At 71.7% G+C, this 19,784-nt stretch carries 20 protein-coding genes and 1 riboswitch; of the genes, 15 read left to right on the top strand and 5 right to left on the bottom strand.

What is annotated here, in order from left to right:
* Window positions 1-469 precede the first annotated feature (469 nt).
* The 6 genes from JIW86_RS17305 (at window position 470) to JIW86_RS17280 (ending at window position 5,948) form a co-directional block, all read left to right on the top strand.
* A complete protein-coding gene (locus JIW86_RS17305) occupies window positions 470-1,330 on the top strand; it encodes a bifunctional methylenetetrahydrofolate dehydrogenase/methenyltetrahydrofolate cyclohydrolase (protein ID WP_215147757.1) in 861 nt (286 codons plus the stop codon).
* Window positions 1,331-1,349: 19 nt separating this feature from the next.
* A complete protein-coding gene (locus JIW86_RS17300) occupies window positions 1,350-1,754 on the top strand; it encodes a DUF3017 domain-containing protein (protein ID WP_257554682.1) in 405 nt (134 codons plus the stop codon).
* Between the two features lie 170 nt (window positions 1,755-1,924).
* Window positions 1,925-2,914: a malate dehydrogenase gene (locus tag JIW86_RS17295; RefSeq protein WP_215147753.1), complete on the top strand. Its 990-nt coding sequence runs from the start codon at window positions 1,925-1,927 to the stop codon at window positions 2,912-2,914.
* 124 nt (window positions 2,915-3,038) lie between these two features.
* The gene (locus JIW86_RS17290) at window positions 3,039-4,808 is read left to right on the top strand and encodes a hypothetical protein (RefSeq protein ID WP_215147751.1); all 1,770 of its coding nucleotides are present in this window, start codon (window positions 3,039-3,041) and stop codon (window positions 4,806-4,808) included.
* Window positions 4,786-5,175, top strand: a complete 390-nt coding sequence (locus JIW86_RS17285) for a hypothetical protein (protein ID WP_257554679.1) — start codon at window positions 4,786-4,788, stop codon at window positions 5,173-5,175. The genes JIW86_RS17290 and JIW86_RS17285 overlap by 23 nt, the downstream gene beginning before the upstream one ends.
* A 2-nt stretch (window positions 5,176-5,177) precedes the next feature.
* Complete coding sequence (locus tag JIW86_RS17280; protein ID WP_257554677.1) at window positions 5,178-5,948, top strand: hypothetical protein; 771 nt, start codon at window positions 5,178-5,180, stop codon at window positions 5,946-5,948.
* 7 nt (window positions 5,949-5,955) lie between these two features.
* On the opposite strand, the gene JIW86_RS17275 is transcribed toward JIW86_RS17280, so the two are convergent.
* A complete protein-coding gene (locus JIW86_RS17275; protein WP_257554675.1) occupies window positions 5,956-6,465 on the bottom strand; it encodes a carboxymuconolactone decarboxylase family protein in 510 nt (169 codons plus the stop codon).
* 47 nt (window positions 6,466-6,512) lie between these two features.
* Here JIW86_RS17275 and JIW86_RS17270 point away from each other — a divergent pair, with 47 nt between their 5' ends.
* On the top strand, window positions 6,513-7,907 hold the full coding sequence (locus JIW86_RS17270) for a PLP-dependent aminotransferase family protein (protein ID WP_257554673.1): 1,395 nt from the start codon (window positions 6,513-6,515) through the stop codon (window positions 7,905-7,907).
* 9 nt (window positions 7,908-7,916) lie between these two features.
* On the opposite strand, the gene JIW86_RS17265 is transcribed toward JIW86_RS17270, so the two are convergent.
* A complete protein-coding gene (locus JIW86_RS17265; protein WP_257559350.1) occupies window positions 7,917-8,750 on the bottom strand; it encodes a hypothetical protein in 834 nt (277 codons plus the stop codon).
* Window positions 8,751-8,865: 115 nt separating this feature from the next.
* Here JIW86_RS17265 and JIW86_RS17260 point away from each other — a divergent pair, with 115 nt between their 5' ends.
* Window positions 8,866-9,168 carry a hypothetical protein gene (locus tag JIW86_RS17260; protein WP_215147741.1) on the top strand — a complete coding sequence of 101 codons (303 nt, stop codon included), beginning with the start codon at window positions 8,866-8,868 and terminating at the stop codon, window positions 9,166-9,168.
* 18 nt (window positions 9,169-9,186) lie between these two features.
* Entirely contained in the window at window positions 9,187-10,377 is a 1,191-nt protein-coding gene (locus JIW86_RS17255; RefSeq protein ID WP_257554663.1) for a glutathionylspermidine synthase family protein, read from the top strand.
* Between the two features lie 17 nt (window positions 10,378-10,394).
* Here JIW86_RS17255 and rocD read toward each other — a convergent pair whose 3' ends face one another.
* Window positions 10,395-11,600: an ornithine--oxo-acid transaminase gene (gene rocD / locus JIW86_RS17250; protein ID WP_215147737.1), complete on the bottom strand. Its 1,206-nt coding sequence runs from the start codon at window positions 11,598-11,600 to the stop codon at window positions 10,395-10,397.
* Between the two features lie 109 nt (window positions 11,601-11,709).
* A riboswitch (ZMP/ZTP riboswitch) is annotated at window positions 11,710-11,800 on the top strand.
* A gap of 34 nt (window positions 11,801-11,834) precedes the next feature.
* Between rocD and glyA the strand changes: the two genes are divergently transcribed.
* From glyA to JIW86_RS17230, 4 genes are all read left to right on the top strand, one after another.
* Window positions 11,835-13,103, top strand: a complete 1,269-nt coding sequence (gene glyA, locus JIW86_RS17245; RefSeq protein WP_257554660.1) for a serine hydroxymethyltransferase — start codon at window positions 11,835-11,837, stop codon at window positions 13,101-13,103.
* 284 nt (window positions 13,104-13,387) lie between these two features.
* Window positions 13,388-14,401 carry a tryptophan--tRNA ligase gene (trpS, locus tag JIW86_RS17240; RefSeq protein ID WP_257554658.1) on the top strand — a complete coding sequence of 338 codons (1,014 nt, stop codon included), beginning with the start codon at window positions 13,388-13,390 and terminating at the stop codon, window positions 14,399-14,401.
* Window positions 14,402-14,483: 82 nt separating this feature from the next.
* Entirely contained in the window at window positions 14,484-15,080 is a 597-nt protein-coding gene (locus JIW86_RS17235) for a 2'-5' RNA ligase family protein (protein WP_257554656.1), read from the top strand.
* A gap of 166 nt (window positions 15,081-15,246) precedes the next feature.
* Complete coding sequence (locus tag JIW86_RS17230; RefSeq protein ID WP_257554655.1) at window positions 15,247-16,164, top strand: YihY/virulence factor BrkB family protein; 918 nt, start codon at window positions 15,247-15,249, stop codon at window positions 16,162-16,164.
* Here the strand turns inward: JIW86_RS17230 and JIW86_RS17225 are convergent.
* Window positions 16,161-17,603 carry a D-alanyl-D-alanine carboxypeptidase gene (locus JIW86_RS17225; protein ID WP_416237574.1) on the bottom strand — a complete coding sequence of 481 codons (1,443 nt, stop codon included), beginning with the start codon at window positions 17,601-17,603 and terminating at the stop codon, window positions 16,161-16,163. The genes JIW86_RS17230 and JIW86_RS17225 overlap by 4 nt on opposite strands.
* Between JIW86_RS17225 and JIW86_RS17220 the strand changes: the two genes are divergently transcribed.
* Both JIW86_RS17220 and JIW86_RS17215 read left to right on the top strand, forming a co-directional pair.
* Entirely contained in the window at window positions 17,542-17,802 is a 261-nt protein-coding gene (locus JIW86_RS17220; RefSeq protein WP_257554644.1) for an SCO4848 family membrane protein, read from the top strand. The genes JIW86_RS17225 and JIW86_RS17220 overlap by 62 nt on opposite strands.
* On the top strand, window positions 17,799-19,064 hold the full coding sequence (locus JIW86_RS17215; protein ID WP_257554642.1) for a metallophosphoesterase: 1,266 nt from the start codon (window positions 17,799-17,801) through the stop codon (window positions 19,062-19,064). Before JIW86_RS17220 ends, JIW86_RS17215 begins: the two co-directional genes overlap by 4 nt.
* On the opposite strand, the gene JIW86_RS17210 is transcribed toward JIW86_RS17215, so the two are convergent.
* Window positions 19,055-19,783 (bottom strand): TetR family transcriptional regulator, encoded by a 729-nt coding sequence (locus tag JIW86_RS17210; protein ID WP_257554640.1) that lies wholly within the window; start codon window positions 19,781-19,783, stop codon window positions 19,055-19,057. The genes JIW86_RS17215 and JIW86_RS17210 overlap by 10 nt on opposite strands.
* Window position 19,784: the final 1 nt, after the last annotated feature.

Below are 19,784 nucleotides of genomic sequence, written 5' to 3'. Positions count from 1 at the left end.
ACTGCCCGCGGCACTCTTTCCGGTCATCGTCGTCCGACCGACCTTGACTTGTCCAGTTGGTTCACGCCGAGCCGGGGAATCGTTGTGCAAGTGCATTGACTTCGTTCCCTCCTTCGGGAGAAGGGAGTCCCATCTCACGGGTGAGGTTTCCTGCTTCACTGCGGACCGCCCGGACCGCCCGGACCGCCCGGACCGAGAGGAGGACTCCCGATGAGGTCTTACGCCCGCTTCACGGAAGGAATCCCCACGACCCGGACGTTAGGGTCGGTCACGATCCGTACACAAGCGCAGGCGAAAGCGTCACGCAACGGAAGGATGCCAACGGCTCCGAGTCCCGGGATGTGTCTTCACCCCCGGTTGAGACCGGGAGCTTCCTCGCAAGGGGACCGAGCCGTGGATCGCGCGCTCCGACGCGGGGCTTGAGCGCCTTGACTGGAACCGGGGGCACTCCATCCGGGAGGATGGGTACATGACCGCCCAGATTCTCGATGGCAAGGCCACCGCGGCCGCGATCAAGTCCGAACTGACCGCCCGTGTGGCGGCCCTCAAGGCCCGGGGCATCACCCCCGGCCTCGGCACCCTGCTGGTCGGTGACGATCCGGGAAGCCGCTGGTACGTCAACGGCAAGCACAAGGACTGCGCCGAGGTCGGCATCGCCTCCATCCAGCGCGAACTTCCCGCGACGGCCTCCCAGGAGGACATCGAGGCGGTCGTACGGGAACTCAACGCCAATCCGGAGTGCACGGGCTACATCGTCCAACTCCCGCTCCCCAAGGGCATCGACACCAACCGGGTCCTGGAGCTGATGGACCCGCTCAAGGACGCCGACGGCCTGCACCCCATGTCGCTCGGCCGGCTGGTGCTGAACGAGCCGGGCCCGCTGCCCTGCACCCCGTACGGGATCGTCGAACTGCTGCGCCACCATGGCGTCGGCATCAACGGCGCGCACGTCGTCGTCCTCGGCCGGGGCATCACCGTCGGCCGCTCGATCGGTCTCCTTCTCACCCGCAAGTCCGAGAACGCCACCGTGACGCTGTGCCACACCGGTACGCGCGACCTCTCGGGGCTGCTGCGCCAGGCGGACATCATCGTCGCCGCGGCGGGCGTCCCGCACCTGGTCAAGCCGGAGGACGTGAAGCCGGGCGCGGCCGTGCTCGACGTGGGCGTCAGCCGCGACGAGAGCGGGAAGATCGTCGGCGACGTGCACCCCGGGGTCGCCGAGGTGGCGGCCTGGATCTCCCCGAACCCGGGCGGCGTCGGCCCGATGACCCGGGCCCAGCTGCTCGTCAACGTCGTCGAGGCCGCGGAACGGAGCACCAGTGCAGGCTGAGCGGGACGACGATCGCGTGGTGTCCGCGGCCGACGCTTCCCGGTCCCGGCGCTTCCCGTCCGTCACCCGGGACACGGCCCGTCCCGAGGGCAGCGGCCGGGCGGTGCCCGGGGCCGTGTCCACGCCCGCCCGCCAGTGGCCGATGCTCAGCGTGCTCACCGCGACCGCGGCCGGTCTGCTGGCCACGGCGATGGGGCATCCGCGGATCGGCTGCCTGGTGATCGGCGTGGCCCTGTTGGCGGCCGCGGTGCTGCGGCGCGTACTGCCCTCCGTGGGGATGCTCGCGGTGCGCTCCCGCTTCACGGACATGGTCACGTACGGGCTGCTGGGCGTGGCGATCACGCTGCTCGCGCTGGCGATGGAGCCCAAGCCGTTGCTGCACATCCCGTTCCTGGAGTCGGCGGTCCGCTTCACCGTCCGCTGACCGCGCCGCGCGGCGCTGCCGGAGTCGAATGGCCCCCCGGGGCTCCGGCGGCGCCCGGGTCCGATAGCCTGACCGCGGATGTCTCTTCACGTCAAGATTTACTGGGGAGCGGCGTCCTCCAGCACATGGGGCAGGGACGCCCCACCGCCAGCTGTCTAACGGAGAAGGCCATGACCCGCACTCCCGTGAATGTCACCGTCACCGGCGCCGCCGGCCAGATCGGCTACGCGCTGCTCTTCCGCATCGCCTCCGGCCACCTGCTCGGCGCTGACGTGCCGGTCAAGCTCCGCCTTCTGGAGATCCCCCAGGGCATGAAGGCCGCTGAGGGCACCGCCATGGAGCTCGACGACTGCGCCTTCCCGCTGCTCAAGGGCATCGACATCTTCGACGACCCGAACGCGGGCTTCGAGGGTGCCAACGTCGCGCTGCTCGTCGGCGCCCGCCCGCGCACCAAGGGCATGGAGCGCGGCGACCTGCTCTCCGCCAACGGCGGCATCTTCAAGCCGCAGGGCAAGGCCATCAACGACCACGCCGCGGACGACATCAAGGTCCTGGTCGTCGGCAACCCGGCCAACACCAACGCGCTCATCGCGCAGGCCGCCGCCCCGGACGTACCGGCCGAGCGCTTCACCGCGATGACCCGCCTGGACCACAACCGCGCGATCTCGCAGCTCGCGCAGAAGACCGGCGCCGACGTCACCGACATCAAGCGCCTGACCATCTGGGGCAACCACTCGGCCACCCAGTACCCGGACATCTTCCACGCGGAGATCGCCGGCAAGAACGCCGCCGAGGTCGTCAGCGACGAGCTGTGGCTCGCCGAGACCTTCATCCCGACCGTCGCCAAGCGCGGCGCGGCGATCATCGAGGCCCGTGGCGCGTCCTCGGCCGCCTCGGCCGCCAACGCCGCCATCGACCACGTGCACACCTGGGTCAACGGCACCGCCGCGGGCGACTGGACCTCCATGGGCATCCCGTCGGACGGCTCCTACGGCGTCCCGGAGGGCATCATCTCCTCCTTCCCCGTCACCACCAAGGACGGCAAGTACGAGATCGTCCAGGGCCTGGACATCAACGAGTTCTCCCGCACCCGCATCGACGCCTCCGTGCAGGAGCTCGTCGAGGAGCGCGACGCGGTCCGCGCGCTCGGTCTCATCTGATCGAGGCTCCACCGCCAGAGAAAGGCCCCGGCGCCCAGTGCGCCGGGGCCTTTTGGCGTGATCGGCCCTGTCCGGGACGCGCCCCGCCCCGTACGGTTTCCTCCCACACCTGAGGGGGGACTCGGTGAGCGGCACCACCCAGGACGGCAGAACGCCCGTACACCCGTCGCACACGGAAGCCGGACGGCTGCTGTGCGCCGGCGTCTATCTCGACACCGCCTACCGGGACCGGGTGATCGACGAGCTGTACGTCCACGAGGAGCGCTTCACCGCGCCCTCCTACGGGTTCGACGCCTCCCGCGTCCTCGCCCACGCCCTGCGCGCCCGGCGCATCGAAATGGCCTGGGCGGTGGCGGTGGTGGCGGTCTGGGCCCTCGGGCTGCTGCTGCTCCAGACCTTCATCGTCTTCCTGATCGTCCCGGCGCTCCTGCTCAGCGGGGCCGGCCAGATCAAGCGGCGCCGCGACCGGACCGGCCGCGGCAGCCGGATCGTCGAGTACCTCCTGCGCGGATACGCCGTCTGGATGCTCGGCAACGTCCTGTGGGGGGTGGTCGCCGGTTTCGCCGACGACATCGTGCAGCCGATGCGCTTCTCGGAATCCGGCTGGTTCCTCCCGTACCTGGGCGAGGTGATCGCGCGGAACCCGCTCGGCATCTTCCTCGAGTGGCCGCTGATGGGGCGGTTCTACGGGGAGGCCTACTCGTGGGTCGCCGTCCTCGTCTTCCTCCTGCTCACGACCGTCGCCGGGCTCCAGCGGGGCCACTTCGCCCGGGTCCTGCACTCCTCGCTCGACCGCGAGGGCTACGCCGCCGGGGCGGGCGACCTGCTGGTGACGGGCCGGCGCTTCGGGCGGGCCCGCGCGCGGATCCAGCGGATCCAGCACGGACCCCTGGTCATGTACGACGTGGCCAATCCTTTCTGCGGCGCGGGCCAGGCCCACCTGCCGTGGCAGCTGTCCGTCGAACTGCGCCCGCGCGGCGACCGCGAGCCGGACGAGCTGGACAACGCGCAGATCGTGGAACGGATCCGGCCACTGCTGGAGGCCCTGCGGGTGCCCTCGCCGCACGGCTCCGAGGAGGCGGAGGCCTCCGTACTGGACCGGCTGCGGGAACTGGTCATCGACGAGTGCGTGTTCCTGCCGGCCGACGGGCTGCCCGACGTCGACTCCCCGGACCTGTCGGAGCGGGCGTTCGCCGAGCACCGTGCCACCGCCGTGGAGGAGGGCGGCGAGCGCCGCCGGCACTTCCTGCGCGTGCGGATCGGGGCCTGGGACGAGAACCTCGTCGTCACCGTCTTCATCCGCGTCCACACGCAGGGCGGGATGCTGATGCTGGAGGTGGCGCCGCACGTGCTGCTGCCCGTACGGCCGCACTTCCAGATGGCCGACGACATCGCCCAGCGGCACCGGCGCAACACCGCCTTCGCCAAGGTGACCTGGGCGGTCACGAACGGCGCGGGTGCGCTCGGGCCGGCGCTGCTCGCCCTGGTGCGTGCGATCCGCATCCCGTGGCGGCTGGCCACCGAGGGGCACGGCGTGGCGATGCCGGCCGGACCGTCCGTCTCCGTACGCGAACTCGCCTCGCAGACCGACGCCTCGCTGTTCCAGCTGACGGACCTGGACCGGTACCTGAAGACGATCCAGGAGCGGATCGTCGGCGGGGTGGCCCTGGCCCTGCACGAGGCGGGCTGGCACACCAAGGAGTTCGCGGAGCGGGCCGTCAACGTCGCGGAGGGCGCGGTCTTCATCCAATCGGTGAACAACAGCGCGTTCGGCATCGGCGGAGTGAGTCACAACAGCAGCAGCACCGGCCACCGGGCCCCGGAGGCGGGCAGGGACACGGGCACGGGCAAGGGCAAGGACAGGGGGAGAAGTGGCGGAAACGAGCGGTGGTAGCGGCGCGGAGCGGCCCGCGGTACGGATCGGCGACATCCACGGCAGCAGCTTCAGCATCGGCGGCACCCACAACACCAACAGCACCGTCCACCACGGCGGTACGGGGGACCGCGCGCCGGGCGCCGAGGAACTGCTGGAGGCCGTACGGGAGCTGCGCGCGGCCCTCGTACGGCTGCCCCGCAGCCCCGAACGGGCAGCGCTCGACGGCGAACTGGACGAGGTCGCGGGCGAGTTGGAGGCGGGCGGGGAGGTACGGGCGGGTCTGCCGGCCCGGCTGCGCGCGGCGCTGGAGAGATGGGCGCCGCTGGTGGACTCCGTGAGCGCGGCCACCGCCCTGGCCGCCCTGCTGACCTCGCTGGGCGGCTGACCGTGGCACCGGGGGAGGGCGGCGTCCGCTGGAATCCGCGGTCGCAGCGGTGGGAGCGGGTGGAGCGGGTGGAGCAGGGCCCGGCGCAGGCCGCGCCCGATGCCCCGGCCACGGCGCCCGATGCCCCGCCCCCGACTCCGCCCCCGGCCGCGTCCCCGTACTCGTACCCGCCGGGCGTCCCGCCCCTCCCGGAGGGGCCGTCGGCGCCGCCCCCCGCGCGGCGCCGGCGGACCCTGGTGGTGGCGCTCGGCGTGGCCGTGCTGGGCGCCGCCGTGGCCGGGTGGCTGTACCTGGGCCACAAGGGCCCGGGCCCGGACTCGGGCCCCGCGCGGTCCGACTACACGCAGGTGCGCGACACGGCGGCCGGTTTCTCGGTCGCGATTCCCCCGGGCTGGCAGGCCAGTCCGGGAGAGACCGCGTACGGGACCGTCTACCGCCCCGCGGGAGGTGACCGGAGTGCTGGACTCCAGGTCTTCCGGGCCACCGAGGACACCAAGGCCGCCTGCGAGGTCCTGCGCGAGTCCACCGCGGAACTGAGCAAGAGCTCCGGCTACCGGGAGATCTCCAACGAGCCCGTGGCCGGTGACGGCTGCGAACAGGTCTACGAGTACGACGACCCCGGCTCGTCCGATCCGGCCGCCCACGCCATCGTGCGGCTCGTCGTCGCCGCCGGCGACACCCGCTGGGTGCTCATGGTCTACGGCCCCAGGACCGACGTCCCGCTCGTGCGCAGGCACCTTGAGGCGGCCGTCGAATCCTTCCGGGCGGACTGAGCCGGGGTCAGCTCTTGTACATGCCCGGCGTGTAGTGCCCCGGCACCATGCGGGTGGTGACGCCGATGCGGTTCCAGACGTTGATCGTCGCGATGACGGCGATCAGTTGGGCCAGCTCGCGCTCCTCGAAGTGCTTCGCCGCCCGCTCGTACACCTCGTCGGGCACGAACCCGTCGGTGAGGACCGTGACCGCCTCGGTGAGTTCGATCGCGGCGAGTTCCTTCTCGGTGTAGAAGTGCCGCGACTCCTCCCAGGCGCCCAGCTGGACGATCCGCTCTACGCTCTCACCGGCCGCGATGGCGTCCTTGGTGTGCATGTCCAGGCAGAACGCGCAGTGGTTGACCTGCGAGGCCCGGATCTTGACGAGTTCGACGAGGGCCGGGTCCAGGCCCTTCTTGGCGGCGATCTCCAGGCCCAGGACGGCCTTGTAGACCTCGGGGGCGAGCTTCGCCATGTGCATGCGGGGGGTGTGCTCGGGTGCGTTCTGCGTGTTCTGCGTGTTCTGTGCGGTCGTCATGTGATCCACCGTAGAAGACAGGCGGCCCGCCGCTATGGTCCATATCCATGACGGAATCGTGGGCCACTTTCGGTGCCGACCTGCATCTCGACCTCTCCGCCGGCCGCGGGCTGCGGGCCGGTCTCACCGAGGCGCTGCGCGAGGCCGCCCGCAGCGGGCGGCTGCGGGCCGGGACCCGGCTGCCGTCCTCCCGTTCGCTGGCCGCCGATCTGGGGATCGCCCGGAACACGGTCGCGGAGGCCTACGCCGAACTCGTCGCCGAGGGCTGGCTGACGGCCCGCCAGGGCTCCGGCACCAGGGTCGCGGAGCGGGCGAGGCCGCGCCGGGCCGCGGCGCCCGCCCGCGTACGGCATCCCGCGCGCCGCGGGCTCTCGTACAGCCTGATGCCCGGCTCCCCGGACCTGAGCGGCTTCCCGCGTGCGGCCTGGCTGTCGGCGGCCCGGCGGGCACTGACCGACGCGCCGAACGAGGCCTTCGGGTACGGGGCCGACGGGCGCGGCCGCCCCGAGCTGCGGGAGGCGCTGACCGGCTACCTGGCGCGGGCGCGCGGGGTGTACGCGGACCCGGAGCGGATCGTGCTGTGCGCCGGCTTCGCGCACGCGCTGACCCTGCTGGCCCGGGTGCTGCGGACGCGGCGGGTGCGGGAAATGGCGGTGGAGGGGTACGGCCTGGACGTCCACCGGAACCTGCTCACGCGGGCGGGCCTGCGGACCCGGCCGCTGGGGGTGGACGGGGACGGGGCCCGTACGGACGAGCTGGGCGCCGGGGCGGGCGCCGTCCTGCTGACCCCGGCGCACCAGTTCCCGACGGGCTCCGCCCTGACCCCGGCCCGCCGGGCGGCGGCGGTCGACTGGGCCCGGACCACCGGCGGGCTGATCCTGGAGGACGACTACGACGGGGAGTTCCGCTACGACCGCCAGCCGGTGGGAGCCCTGCAGGGACTGGATCCGGACCGGGTGGTGTACCTGGGCACGGCCAGCAAGTCGCTGGCGCCCGGGCTGCGGATGGGCTGGATGGTGGTCCCGCCGGGGCTGCTGGACGAGGTCGCGGCCGCCAAGGGCGTGAGCGACCGGACCTCCAGCGCGCTGGACCAGCTCACGCTGGCGGAGTTCATCACCTCGGGGGCGTACGACCGCCACGTGCGCGGCATGCGCCTGCGCTACCGGCGCCGCCGGGACGAGCTGGTGGCGGCCGTCGGCGACCGGGTCGGGGTGTCGGGGATCGCGGCGGGGCTGCACGCGGTGCTGGACCTTCCGGCGGGGACGGAGCGCTCGGTGCTCCAGTCGGCGGCCTGGCAGGACCTGTCCCTGGAGGGCCTGTCCGCGTTCCGCCACCCGGAGGCGGACCTTCCGCCGCGCGACGCCCTGGTCGTCGGCTACGGGACTCCGTCGGACAGCGCCTGGGCGCCGACCTTGGCGGCACTCTCCGCGGCGTTGCCCTAGGAGGCGTGGTCACGGCGTCGGCAGCGGCTCCGCTACCTCCGGCGGCTCGCCGAAGCGGGCCAGGGCCAGGGATCCGGCGATCGCCACGACGAAGCCGAGGATCGCCAGCCAGGCCAGGCCCTCGCGGGTGCGGTCGCCGAGCCAGACCACGCCCACCACCGCCGGGCCGATCGTCTCGCCCAGCACCAACCCGGCCGTCGCCGCCGTCACCGAGCCGCGCTGGAGCGCCGAGGTGAGCAGCAGGAAGGCCGCGCCGCCGCCCAGCAGCAGCGCGTACAGGGCGGGGTCCCGAAGGTCCCAGAAGGAATCGATGAGCCGCACCGAGACCTCCACCACCCCGAAGCCCGTCCCCGCGGCCAGGCCCAGGACCAGCGCCCGCGGCCCGTCCGGGAGCCGGCCCGCCACCATCCCGACCAGCAGCACCAGACCCGCCACCACCAGCAGCCCCAGCTCCAGCGCGAGCGACCCGGTCCCCGAGCCCTCCTCCCCGGAGGCCAGCCCCAGCATCAGCAGCCCCGCGCACACCACCCACACCGCGCCCCACTCCATCCTCGACAGCCGGACCTTCAGCAGCCGGGACGCGACCACGGCCGTCACGGCCAGACTCGCGGCCAGCGCGGCCCCCACCGCGTAGATCGGGATGTGGCGCAGCGCGATGATCTGGAGGACGAAGCCCACCGCGTCCAGGCCCAGACCGGCGAGATACCGCCACTGCCGCAGCGCCCGCATCAGCAGCGCCGGGTCCACCCCGGACCCCGTCCCCGGCTCCGCGGCCCGCGCCGCCACCGCCTGCAGAACGGACGCCGTGCCGAAACAGATCGCCGCACCGAGCGCGCAAATCATCCCAATGAGCACGAACTGACTCTAGGTCACGGATCTCACGACGGCCGGATTCCATCGGCCCGGGGCCCCGCTCTAGTCTGTCGGGAGCACGCCAGGGCCTAGGGGAGCAGCAGACATGGACAGCAGCAGCACCAACACGCGCCGTATGCGCTCGGGCGCCGTCGCGCTCGGCGGCATGGGCCTGCTCGCGGCCACACTCGTGGCCTGCGGCAGCAGCAACGAGCCGGACAAGCGCTGCGCGTCCCGCTCCACGCTGGAACACCTGAACAACAAGGAGTGCAAGAGCGGCGGCACCGGCGCGTACTACTACGGCGGCTCCGTCCGGTCCGGCAAGGTCACCGGCGGCAGCTTCGACAAGTCCGCCGTCACCCGCGGCGGCATCGGCGGCCACTCCAGCTCCGGCTCCAGCGGCGGCTGAGGAACAGGCAAGAAGCACATGAAGCGGCACACCATCGAGCCCCGCCCCGACTGGCAGAAGACCGTCGAGGAACAGGGGCTGATCTACCCCCTCACCCGCTACCCCGACGACTCCCTGCGCCCCTACTGGGACGAGAGCGCGTACTACTCCTTCTCCCTCCCCGAGGTGGAGGCGCTGGAGAACGTGGTCGAGGAACTGCACGCCATGTGCCTGGCCGCTGCCGCGCACATCGTCGAGCACGACCGCTTCGCCGACCTCGGCATCACCGACCCCAAACTGGCCGCGCTGATCGCCGAGTCCTGGCACCGCCGTGCCGAACAGCCCTCCCTCTACGGCCGTTTCGACCTGCGCTACGACGGCACCGGCAGCCCGGCCAAGATGCTGGAGTACAACGCCGACACCCCGACCTCCCTGGTGGAGGCGGCCAGTCCGCAGTGGTTCTGGATGGAGGAGCGCTTCCCCGGCGCCGACCAGTGGAACTCCCTCCACGAACGCCTCGTCGACGCCTGGCGCCGGCAGGCCGAGCTGCTGCCGCCCGGCCCGCTGCACTTCGCGCACTCCGAGACGGACGAGCTCGGCGAGGACCTGATGACGGTCGCCTACCTCCAGGAGACCGCCGAGCAGGCGGGCCTGGACACCCAGGCCCTGTCCGTCGAGCAGATCGGGTGGGACAGCCTGTCCGGCCGCTTCGTGGACGAGAAGCTCCGCTTCATCCGCAGCTGCTTCAAGCTCTACCCCTGGGAGTGGCTGGCCACGGACCAGTTCGGCCCCCAGGTCCTCGGCACCTACGACCACGGCGGCGGCTCCGGTACCACCTGCTGGATCGAGCCGCTGTGGAAGATGCTGCTGTCCAACAAGGCGCTGCTCGCGATCCTGTGGGAGCTCTTCCCGGAACACCCCAACCTGCTGCCCGCCTACCTCGACGGCCCGCGCGAGCTGGCCGACGAGGGCGGTTACGTCGCCAAGCCGCTGCTGGGCCGCGAGGGCGCCGGGGTCACCCTCCACGAACCCGGCGGCGAGCCGTTCACGGCGCTCGACGACGAGCGGTACTGCTTCCAGGGCCTGGCCCCGCTGCCCGACTTCGACGGCAACCGGGTGGTGCTCGGCGCGTGGGTCGTCGAGGACGAGGCGGCGGGGCTCGGCATCCGCGAATCGGCGGGGCCGGTCACGGACGAGTACGCCCGCTTCCTGCCCCACGTCATCTTGTAGGGAACAGCATCCTCTGATCAGGCGGCCAGGAGAGACCTGAGCTGGTCCAGCCCCCAGTCCAGGTCCTCCTTGCTGATCACCAGCGGCGGGGCGATGCGGATCGTCGACCCGTGGGTGTCCTTCACCAGCACGCCCAGTTCCATCAGCTTCTCGGAGATCTGCCGTCCGGTCCCGCGCGACGGGTCGATGTCCACGCCCGCCCACAGCCCCCGCCCCCGTACGGCGGTCACCGCGCCCCCGCCGACCAGCAGGTTCAGCTCCCGGTGCAGGTGGTCGCCGAGCTCGGTGGCGCGCTGCTGGTACTCGCCGGTCTTCAGCATCGCGATGACCTCCAGGGCGACGGCGCAGGCCAACGGGTTCCCGCCGAAGGTGGACCCGTGCTCGCCCGGCCGGAACACCCCGAGCACGTCCCGGTCGGCGACCACGGCCGATACGGGCACCACCCCGCCGCCGAGGGCCTTGCCGAGGATGTACACGTCGGGGACGACCCCCTCGTGCTCGCACGCGAAGGTCTTGCCGGTCCGGCCCAGCCCCGACTGGATCTCGTCCGCCATGAACAGGACGTTCCGCTCGCGCGTGAGCTCCCGTACGCCGCTCAGGTACCCGGCGGGCGGCACCAGCACCCCCGCCTCGCCCTGGATCGGCTCCAGCAGGACGGCGACCGTGTTCTCGGTGACGGCGTGGGCCAGCGCGGTGAGGTCCCCGTACGGGACGATCTCGAAGCCCGGGGTGTACGGACCGAAGTGGTCGCGCGATTCGTGGTCCGTGGAGAAGGAGACGATGGTCGTCGTCCGGCCGTGGAAGTTGTCGGCGGCGACCACGATCTTGGCGTGGCCGTCCGGGACGCCCTTGACCTCGTAACCCCACTTGCGGGCGGTCTTCACGGCCGTCTCCACGGCCTCCGCGCCCGTGTTCATGGGCAGCACCATCTCCTTGCCGCACAGCGAGGCGAGTTCGGTGCAGAAGTCGGCGAAGCGGTCGTGGAAGAAGGCCCGCGAGGTGAGCGTGACCCGCTCCAGCTGGGCGCGGGCGGCGTCGAGCAGACGGCGGTTGCCGTGGCCGAAGTTGAGCGCCGAGTAGCCGGCGAGCATGTCCAGGTACCGGCGGCCCTCCACGTCGGTCATCCACGCGCCGTCCGCGGAAGCGACGACGACGGGCAGCGGGTGATAGTTGTGCGCGCTGTGCGCGTCGGCGGAGCGGATGGCATCAGAAGTTTTCGACACGGGGTCTCCGATCGTCCGTCAGGCCTGTGACGAGGGTGGCGTCACTGTCCATCCTCGCTCGTATACAGGACGGAGAAACCTTTCTCGTGGCGCGCCCGCTAAGGTGGTCGGTACGCACGGCGACTGGCGTACGGAGAACGAACTCCGGGGGAGTCGTGCGCGCTGGACCGCACACAGGGCCGCTCGCCTGGGCCTCGCGGGGTACCGATCACATCGACCCCGGAGGAGCCCGCCATGTCCGCGAGCCGCCATCCCGCCCTGTCCGCGACCGACCCCGAGCTGGCGTCCTTCGTCGCGGCGGAGGAATCCCTGCAGGCCGAGACCCTGCGCCTGATCCCCAGTGAGAACTACGTGTCCGCCGCCGTCCTCGAGGCCTCCGGCACGGTGCTCCAGAACAAGTACAGCGAGGGCTACCCGGGCCGCCGCTACTACGAGGGCCAGCAGAACATCGACCGCGTCGAGGCCCTCGCCGTCGAGCGGGCGAAGGGCCTGTTCGGGGTGGACCACGCCAACGTCCAGCCGTACTCCGGCTCGCCCGCGAACCTGGCCGTCTACCTGGCCTTCGCCAAGCCGGGCGACACGGTGATGGGCATGGCGCTGCCGATGGGCGGGCACCTGACCCACGGCTGGGGCGTATCGGCGACGGGCTCCTGGTTCCGGGGCGTCCAGTACGGCGTCCGGCCCGGCACCGGCCTGATCGACTACGACGCGGTGCGCGACCAGGCGCTGGCGGAGCGGCCGAAGATCATCTTCTGTGGTGGCACGGCGCTGCCGCGCACGATCGACTTCGCGGCCTTCGCCTCGATCGCCGAGGAGGCGGGCTCGGTCCTGGTCGCGGACGTGGCCCACATCGCGGGCCTGATCGCGGGCGGGGCGCACCCGTCCCCGGCGGGTCACGTGGACGTGATCTCGACGACCACGCACAAGACGCTGCGCGGGCCGCGCGGCGCGATGCTGATGTGCCGCGAGGAGCACGCGAAGGCCATCGACAAGGCCGTCTTTCCCGGTCTCCAGGGCGGTCCGCACAACCAGACGACGGCCGGTATCGCGGTGGCGCTGCACGAGGCGGCGCAGCCGGCGTTCGTCTCGTACGCGCACGCGGTCGTGGCCAACGCCAAGGCCCTGGCACAGGCCCTGCTGGAGCGGGGCTTCGACCTGGTGTCGGGCGGTACGGACAACCACCTGATCCTGATCGACCTGACGGGCAAGGACGTGCCGGGCAAGGTCGCGGCGAAGGCGCTGGACCGGGCGGGGATCGTGGTGAACTACAACACGGTGCCGTTCGATCCGCGCAAGCCGTTCGATCCGTCCGGGATCCGGATCGGTACGCCGTCGCTGACCTCCCGCGGCCTGTCGACGGAGCACATGCCGCAGGTCGCGGACTGGATCTCGCGCTCGGTCGACGCCGCCGCCAAGGCCGACGAGTCGGCGCTGGCCGTGGTCCGCGCCGAGGTCACGGCCCTGATGTCGGCCTTCCCGGCCCCGGGCCTCCCCCTGTCCTGACCCGCGGCCCGGCTGCTGGGGGCTCCGCCCCCAGACCCCCGCGCCTCGAACTCCCCCAGCTACCGCTGGGAGGGGCCCCCAGGCGGGGCTGGATTTGCCGCTGCGCGGCAATCAGCCCGCCCGGCGATCGAGGTGCGGGGAAATCGGTCGCTCGGCCGGGGTGGGATCCGGACGGGCCGCTACTGCCCGGTACCCCGGCGCGGCACGGCGCGGCCCGGTGCGACCCGGAAGGATCCGGCCAGCGGCGGGCCCGAGCCCGCCCCCGCACCTGAGAGAATGAAGCCATGGCTTCTGATCGTCCTCGCGCGCTCTCCGGCATCCAGCCCACCTCCGGTTCGTTCCACCTCGGGAACTACCTCGGAGCCATCCGCCAGTACGTCGCCCTCCAGGAGACGCACGACGCGTTCTACATGGTCGTCGACCTGCACGCGATCACCATGCCGCAGGATCCGAAGGATCTCCGCGCGAACACCCGCCTCTCCGCCGCGCAGCTGCTCGCCGCCGGCCTGGACCCCGAGCGCTGCACGCTCTTCATCCAGAGCCACGTGCCCGAGCACGCACAGCTCGGCTGGGTCATGAACTGCATCACCGGCTTCGGCGAGGCCAGCCGGATGACCCAGTTCAAGGACAAGTCCGCCAAGGGCGGCGTCAACAACGCCACCGTCGGCCTGTTCACGTACCCGATCCTCCAGGTCGCCGACATCCTGCTCTACCAGGCGAACTCGGTCCCCGTCGGCGAGGACCAGCGCCAGCACATCGAGCTGACCCGCGACCTGGCCGAGCGCTTCAACCAGCGCTTCGGCCAGACCTTCACGCTGCCCGCCGCGCACATCGTCAAGGAGGTCGCGAAGATCTACGACCTCCAGGACCCGGCGATCAAGATGTCGAAGTCCGCGTCGTCCCCCAAGGGCCTGGTCAACCTCCTCGACGAGCCCAAGGTCACCGAGAAGAAGATCAAGAGCGCGGTCACCGACGCCGAGGCCGAGATCCGCTTCGACGCCGAGAAGAAGCCCGGCGTCAGCAACCTGCTCACGATCTACTCCACCCTCACGGGCGAGACGATCCCCGCCCTGGAGGCGAGGTACGAGGGCAAGGGCTACGGCGCGCTGAAGACCGACCTGGCCGGTGTGATGGTCGATTTCGTCACACCCTTCAAGCAGCGCACCCAGGAATACCTGGACGACCCGGAGACGCTGGACTCCATCCTGGCCAAGGGCGCGGAGAAGGCCCGGGCGGTCGCCGCCGAGACCCTCGCGCAGACGTACGACCGCCTGGGATTCCTGCCCGCCAAGCACTGAGGAAAAGAGGCCCTGGCGAGACCGGGGGTACTGGCCTCACACTGGCGGCAGAAGTCCATCCAAATCGACGGAGGAGAGATACGTGGGGACCGTAACGCTCGGCGTTTCGATCGCGGTCCCGGAGCCGCACGGCAGCCAGCTCCAGCAGCTGCGCGCCGGCTTCGGGGACGCTGCCGCGCACGGCATCCCCACGCATGTCACCCTCGTCCCGCCGACCGAGGTGGAGGCGGACCGGCTCACCGAGATCCGGGCCCACCTGGCCGAGGTCGCCGCCGCGTTCCGGGCCTTCCGGATGCGGCTGGGCGGGACGGGAACCTTCCGCCCCCTCTCACCGGTCGTCTTCGTCCAGGTCGTCGAGGGCGCCGCGGGCTGCACCCGCCTCCAGGGCGAGGTCCGCGACCCCGACGGGCCGCTCAGCCGCGAGCTGGCCTTCCCGTACCACCCCCACGTCACGGTCGCCCACGGGATCTCCGAGGAGGCGATGGACCTGGCGTTCACGACCCTCGCCGAGTACGCGGCCGAATGGGTCTGCGCGGGCTTCGCGCTCTACGAGCAGGGCTCGGACGGGGTCTGGCGCAAGCTGCGCGAGTACCCGTTCGGCACCGGCCCGACGGGCGTTCCGGCGCAGCAGGGGTCACCTGCCGACGAAGCGGCCGGGACGACCGCACGACCTTCCTGACGTAGCGGCCGCAGGGCCTGGTGCGTGCGGAACCTGAGCCTGCGCAGGACCAGGGCGTGGAACGGGCGACCCGTCGGACGCGCTTCGGGAAAAGTCACAGTCGACGACCGTAGTCCCAGAAACCGACAATCCTGGCTATTTCCGGCAGCTCAATTACGGTGACTTCATGGACTGGCTGACGAAACTCCCGGTGATCGGTCCGCTGGCGGCCCGTCTGATGCGCACACACGCGTGGCATTCGTACGAACGTCTTGACCGCGTGCACTGGACCCGGCTCGCCGCCGCGATCACCTTCATCAGCTTCCTCGCCCTCTTCCCGCTGATCACGGTGGCCGCCGCCGTGGGTGCGGCGCTGCTCAGCGAGGAGCAGCTCAAAACGCTGCAGAAGAACCTCGCCGAACAGGTCCCCGGCATCTCCGACCAGCTCGACCTCGACGCGCTCGTCGCGAACGCGGGCACCGTCGGCCTCATCGCCGGCGTGATCCTGCTCTTCGCCGGCATCGGGTGGATCGGCTCGATGCGGGACTGCCTGCGCGCGGTGTGGGAGAAGGACGACGAGGACGAGGGGAACCCCTTCGCCCGCAAGGGCAAGGACACCCTCGTGCTCCTCGGCCTCGGCGCGGTCGGCCTGGCCTCGGCGGCCGCCTCGGTCTTCGGCGCCAGCGCGGTCGGGAAGTCCGCCGAGTGGCTCGGCATCCCGCGCGAGGGCGCGGGCGGCGCGCTGCTGCGCTCGGGCGCCTTCGCCGTCGGCGTCGTGGCCGCGTTCCTGCTGCTGCTGTACGTCCTGACCCTGCTCCCCGGCGTCGAACCGCCGCGAGGCCGCCTGATCCAGGCGGCCCTCATCGGCGCGGCGGGCTTCGAGCTGCTGAAGCTCCTGCTGAGCGGCTACATGCGCGAGGTCGCCGCGAAGAGCATGTACGGGGCCTTCGGCGTGCCGATCGCCCTGCTGCTCTGGATCAACTTCACGGCGAAGCTGCTGCTGTTCGTCGCGTCCTGGACGGCGACCCGCGACGACGAGACCGACGCCGAAGACGGCGGCGAAAACGGCGACGAGAACCCGGCCCCCGCCCCGGCCGCGCCCTAGACGAGGTCCTCGCCGCGGCTGCGGCGGCCGCGGGGCCAGCGACGGTTGACCACGAAGGCGCCGCCCGCCAGCACGGCCAGCGCGCCGCCCGCGACGCCGAGCGCGGTACCGACGCCGCCCGAGCCCCCGCCGGCCGCCGACGGGTTGTTCTCGTGGGACTGGGCCGGCGAGCCGTGCGAGCTGGTGTCCTCGCTCTTCGGCGGCACCAGCTCACCCACCGGCTTGACCTTCCCGGCCGCCGCGAAACCCCAGTCGAAGAGCGCGGCGGTCTCCTCGTACACCGAGTTGGCGCCGCCCGCGCCCGGGTTCATCACCGTGACCAGCAGCTTCCGCGCGCCCTGCTGCGCCGCGCCGGTGAAGGTGGCGCCGGCCATCGTCGTGTTGCCGTTCTTCACCCCGGCGATGCCCTTGTACGGGGAGATGCCGCCCGCGCCCGTCATCAGCCGGTTGGTGTTCTGGATCTCGAAGTAGTCCCGCGGCTTCCCGGGCAGCTGCAGGCCCGGGAACTTGGCCTCGGCCGTGCCGCAGTACTCCCGGAAGTCCTGCTTCCGCAGCCCGGAACGGGCGATCAGCGTGAGGTCGTACGCGCTCGACACCTGCTCCGGGGCGTCGTACCCGTCGGGCGACACCACGTGGGTGTCCAGCGCCTGGAGCTCCTCCGCGTGCGCCTGCATGTCCTTGACGGTCTTCTCGATGCCGCCGTTCATGGCCGACAGCACGTGCACGGCGTCGTTCCCCGACCGCAGGAACACCCCGAGCCACAGGTCGTGGACGCTGTACTCGTGGTCCTCTTTGACCCCGACCAGGCTGCTGCCCGGCCCGACACCGTCCATGTCCTGCTCGGTGACCTTGTGGACCTGCTCCTTGGGCAGGCTCGGCAGCACGGTGTCCGCGAAGAGCATCTTCATGGTCGAGGCCGGGGGGAGCCGCCAGTGCGCGTTGTGCGAGGCCAGCACCTCGCCGGACTCGGCGTCCGCCACGATCCACGACCGCCCCGTCAGGTTCGAGGGCAGGGCGGGCGCGCCGGGCAGCAGGTTCACCTGGGTCCCCGGCTGGCCGAGCAGGCCTCCGCCGACCGTGGACATCGAGGCCGGCGGCGCGGGAGCCGCCTTGGCGTTCGGGGCCTTCGGCGGCTGCCCCTTCCCGTCGGCCGGCGGGACCGGCGGGGTCGGCGAGGCGTGCGCGGGGGCCACGAGCATGGCCGGGACCAGCAGCGCGGCGGAAAGGACCGTCAGCGCGGTCTTCTTTACAGACACGCAGGTGAAAGTACCTCCCGATCGGCTGGACGGCGGCGCTGACCGGCCAATTCGGTACAACCACTGCCGGGACAGCCCACCCCGGCGCGTCCGTCCCGGGGACCGATCCGATACTGGGGCCATGAGACTCAGCCGTACCGCCTCCTGGTTCCTGCTCGCCTTCGGAGTGTGGAGCTGGTTCATCTGGGTGTCTTTCGTCCGGAACCTGTGGAAGAACGGCAGCGGCCTTGCATTCGATGCGGCGGGCGACCCGACGTCCTACTTCTGGGTGCACCTGACACTTGCGGTGACGTCCTTTCTCCTGGGGACGGCCGTCGGTGTGATCGGGTTGCGCGGGGTGCGGGCGCTGCGGCGTGAATCACGTAAGGGACAGAACGCATGAGAATCGTCGTCTTCGCGCTGGTCGCGCTCGCCGTCGTCGCCCTCCTGGTGCTGGTCCACCGCTGGCTGTGGATCCGGCTGGTCCGCGACACCACGGCTCCCGGCGGCCTGCCCCGCCGCATCGGCACGACCTTGTCCATCGCCCTGCCCCTCCTCTCCGTGGCCGCGCTGACCGCGGGCCGCGCGGGCGCTCCGTTCCCGCTCCAGCAGGCCGTGGCCTGGCCGGGGTTCCTCTGGCTCGCGGTGCTCCTCTACCTGACCCTGACGATGCTGGTAGCGGAGCCGATCCGCGCGCTGTTGCTCCGCCGACTGGCCCACCAGGTCCCCTCCGAGGTGGCGGACCCGCCCTCCGGCGCGCGCCAGGACGGCACCACCACGACCACCACCGTCGCCGCGCCCGTCACGCCCGCCACGCCGTCCGCGGACGAGCTGACCCGCCGTCGCTTCGTCGCACGCACCCTCGGCGGCGCGGCCGCCGCCGTGGCCGTCGGGACCGTCGCGAACGGGGCGTACGGCGCGCACGGAGTCCTGCGCGGGCCCGGCGTCCGGCGCGTCCAGGTGCCCCTCGCCAAGCTGCCGCGCGCCGCGCACGGCTTCCGGATCGCCGTCGTCAGCGACGTCCACCTCGGCCCGATCCTCGGCCGCGCCCACACCCAGCGCATCGTCGACACCGTCAACCGGACCCAGCCCGACCTCATCGCCATCGTCGGCGACCTCGTCGACGGCAACGTCCACGACCTCGGACCGGCCGCCGAGCCGCTGCGCGGGCTCACCGCCCGCCACGGCGCGTTCTTCGTGACCGGGAACCACGAGTACTTCTCCGGCGCACAGCAGTGGGTCGACCACGTCCGCGAGCTCGGCCTGACCCCGCTGGAGAACGCCCGCCGCCCGCTCCCGTACTTCGACCTCGCCGGCGTGAACGACATCGCGGGCGAGAATGAGGGCCACGGCCCCGACTTCGGGGCGGCGCTCGGCGACCGCGACCGGGCCCGTACCGCCGTACTCCTCGCCCACCAGCCCGTCGTCATTCACGACGCCGTCAAGCACGGCGTCGACCTCCAGCTCTCCGGCCACACCCACGGCGGTCAGCTCTGGCCCGGCAACTACCTCGCCGAGCTCGCCAACCCCACCGTCGCCGGCCTGGAGCGCTACGGCGACACCCAGCTCTACGTGTCCCGCGGAGCCGGTGCCTGGGGACCCCCGGTCCGGGTCGGCGCGCCGTCCGACATCACGGTCGTCGAACTCGCCTCATATCAGGCCTGACCGGCGGCCGGGGCGCGCTTGCGGGCCCCCGCCGTGGCCGTCTGCGCCATACCGGGCAGGAAGTCCGCGAACAGCTCGTGCACCTCGCGCACCAGCGGCCGCAGCACCTTGAACCGGGCCAGCACGATGCCCCGCGTCGTCAGCTGCGCGCCGCGCTCGGCGAGCCGCCGCGTCTTCTCGCTGTTCGGCGACCGGTCGAAGACCCAGTACAGGACCAGGCCCATCTGCGAGAGCCACATCAACTCCGGCAGTACGTCGGCCAGCTCGGCTGGCACCTTGGTCTTCGCGCCCGCCAGCACCTCGCGGTGGATGTCGATCGCCGCCTGGCGCGCGTCCTCCGACTCCGGCGAGAAGGGGCTGAGCGGACTTTCAGGGTCCGCCGCGTTCTTGAAGAACTGCGAGGCGAACTCGTGGTACGGGGCCGCGATGTCCATCCAGCTCGTCAGCACGCCGGCGAGCCGCTTCTGCAGATCGGTCTCGCTGTCCAGGATGGGCCGGACCGCCGCCTGGTGGGCGGCGCCGATCCGGTCGTAGAACCCCTGGACGAGGTGTTCCTTCGATTCGAAGTAGTAATAGGCGTTGCCGACCGAGACACCGGCCTCCTTCGCGATACCCCGCATCGTCGTCTTGTCGAAGCCGCGCTCCTGGAAGAGACGGAGCGCGGTTTCGAGGATGAGCGTGCGGGTCTGCTCGCTCTTTGGAGCCTTCTGATCAGTCACG

The sequence above is a fragment of the Streptomyces sp. NBC_00162 genome (genome assembly GCF_024611995.1).
Classification (GTDB): Bacteria; Actinomycetota; Actinomycetes; order Streptomycetales; family Streptomycetaceae; genus Streptomyces.
Note: the sequence above shows the minus strand (reverse complement) of the source record. Positions and strands in the feature narration are given on the sequence as shown.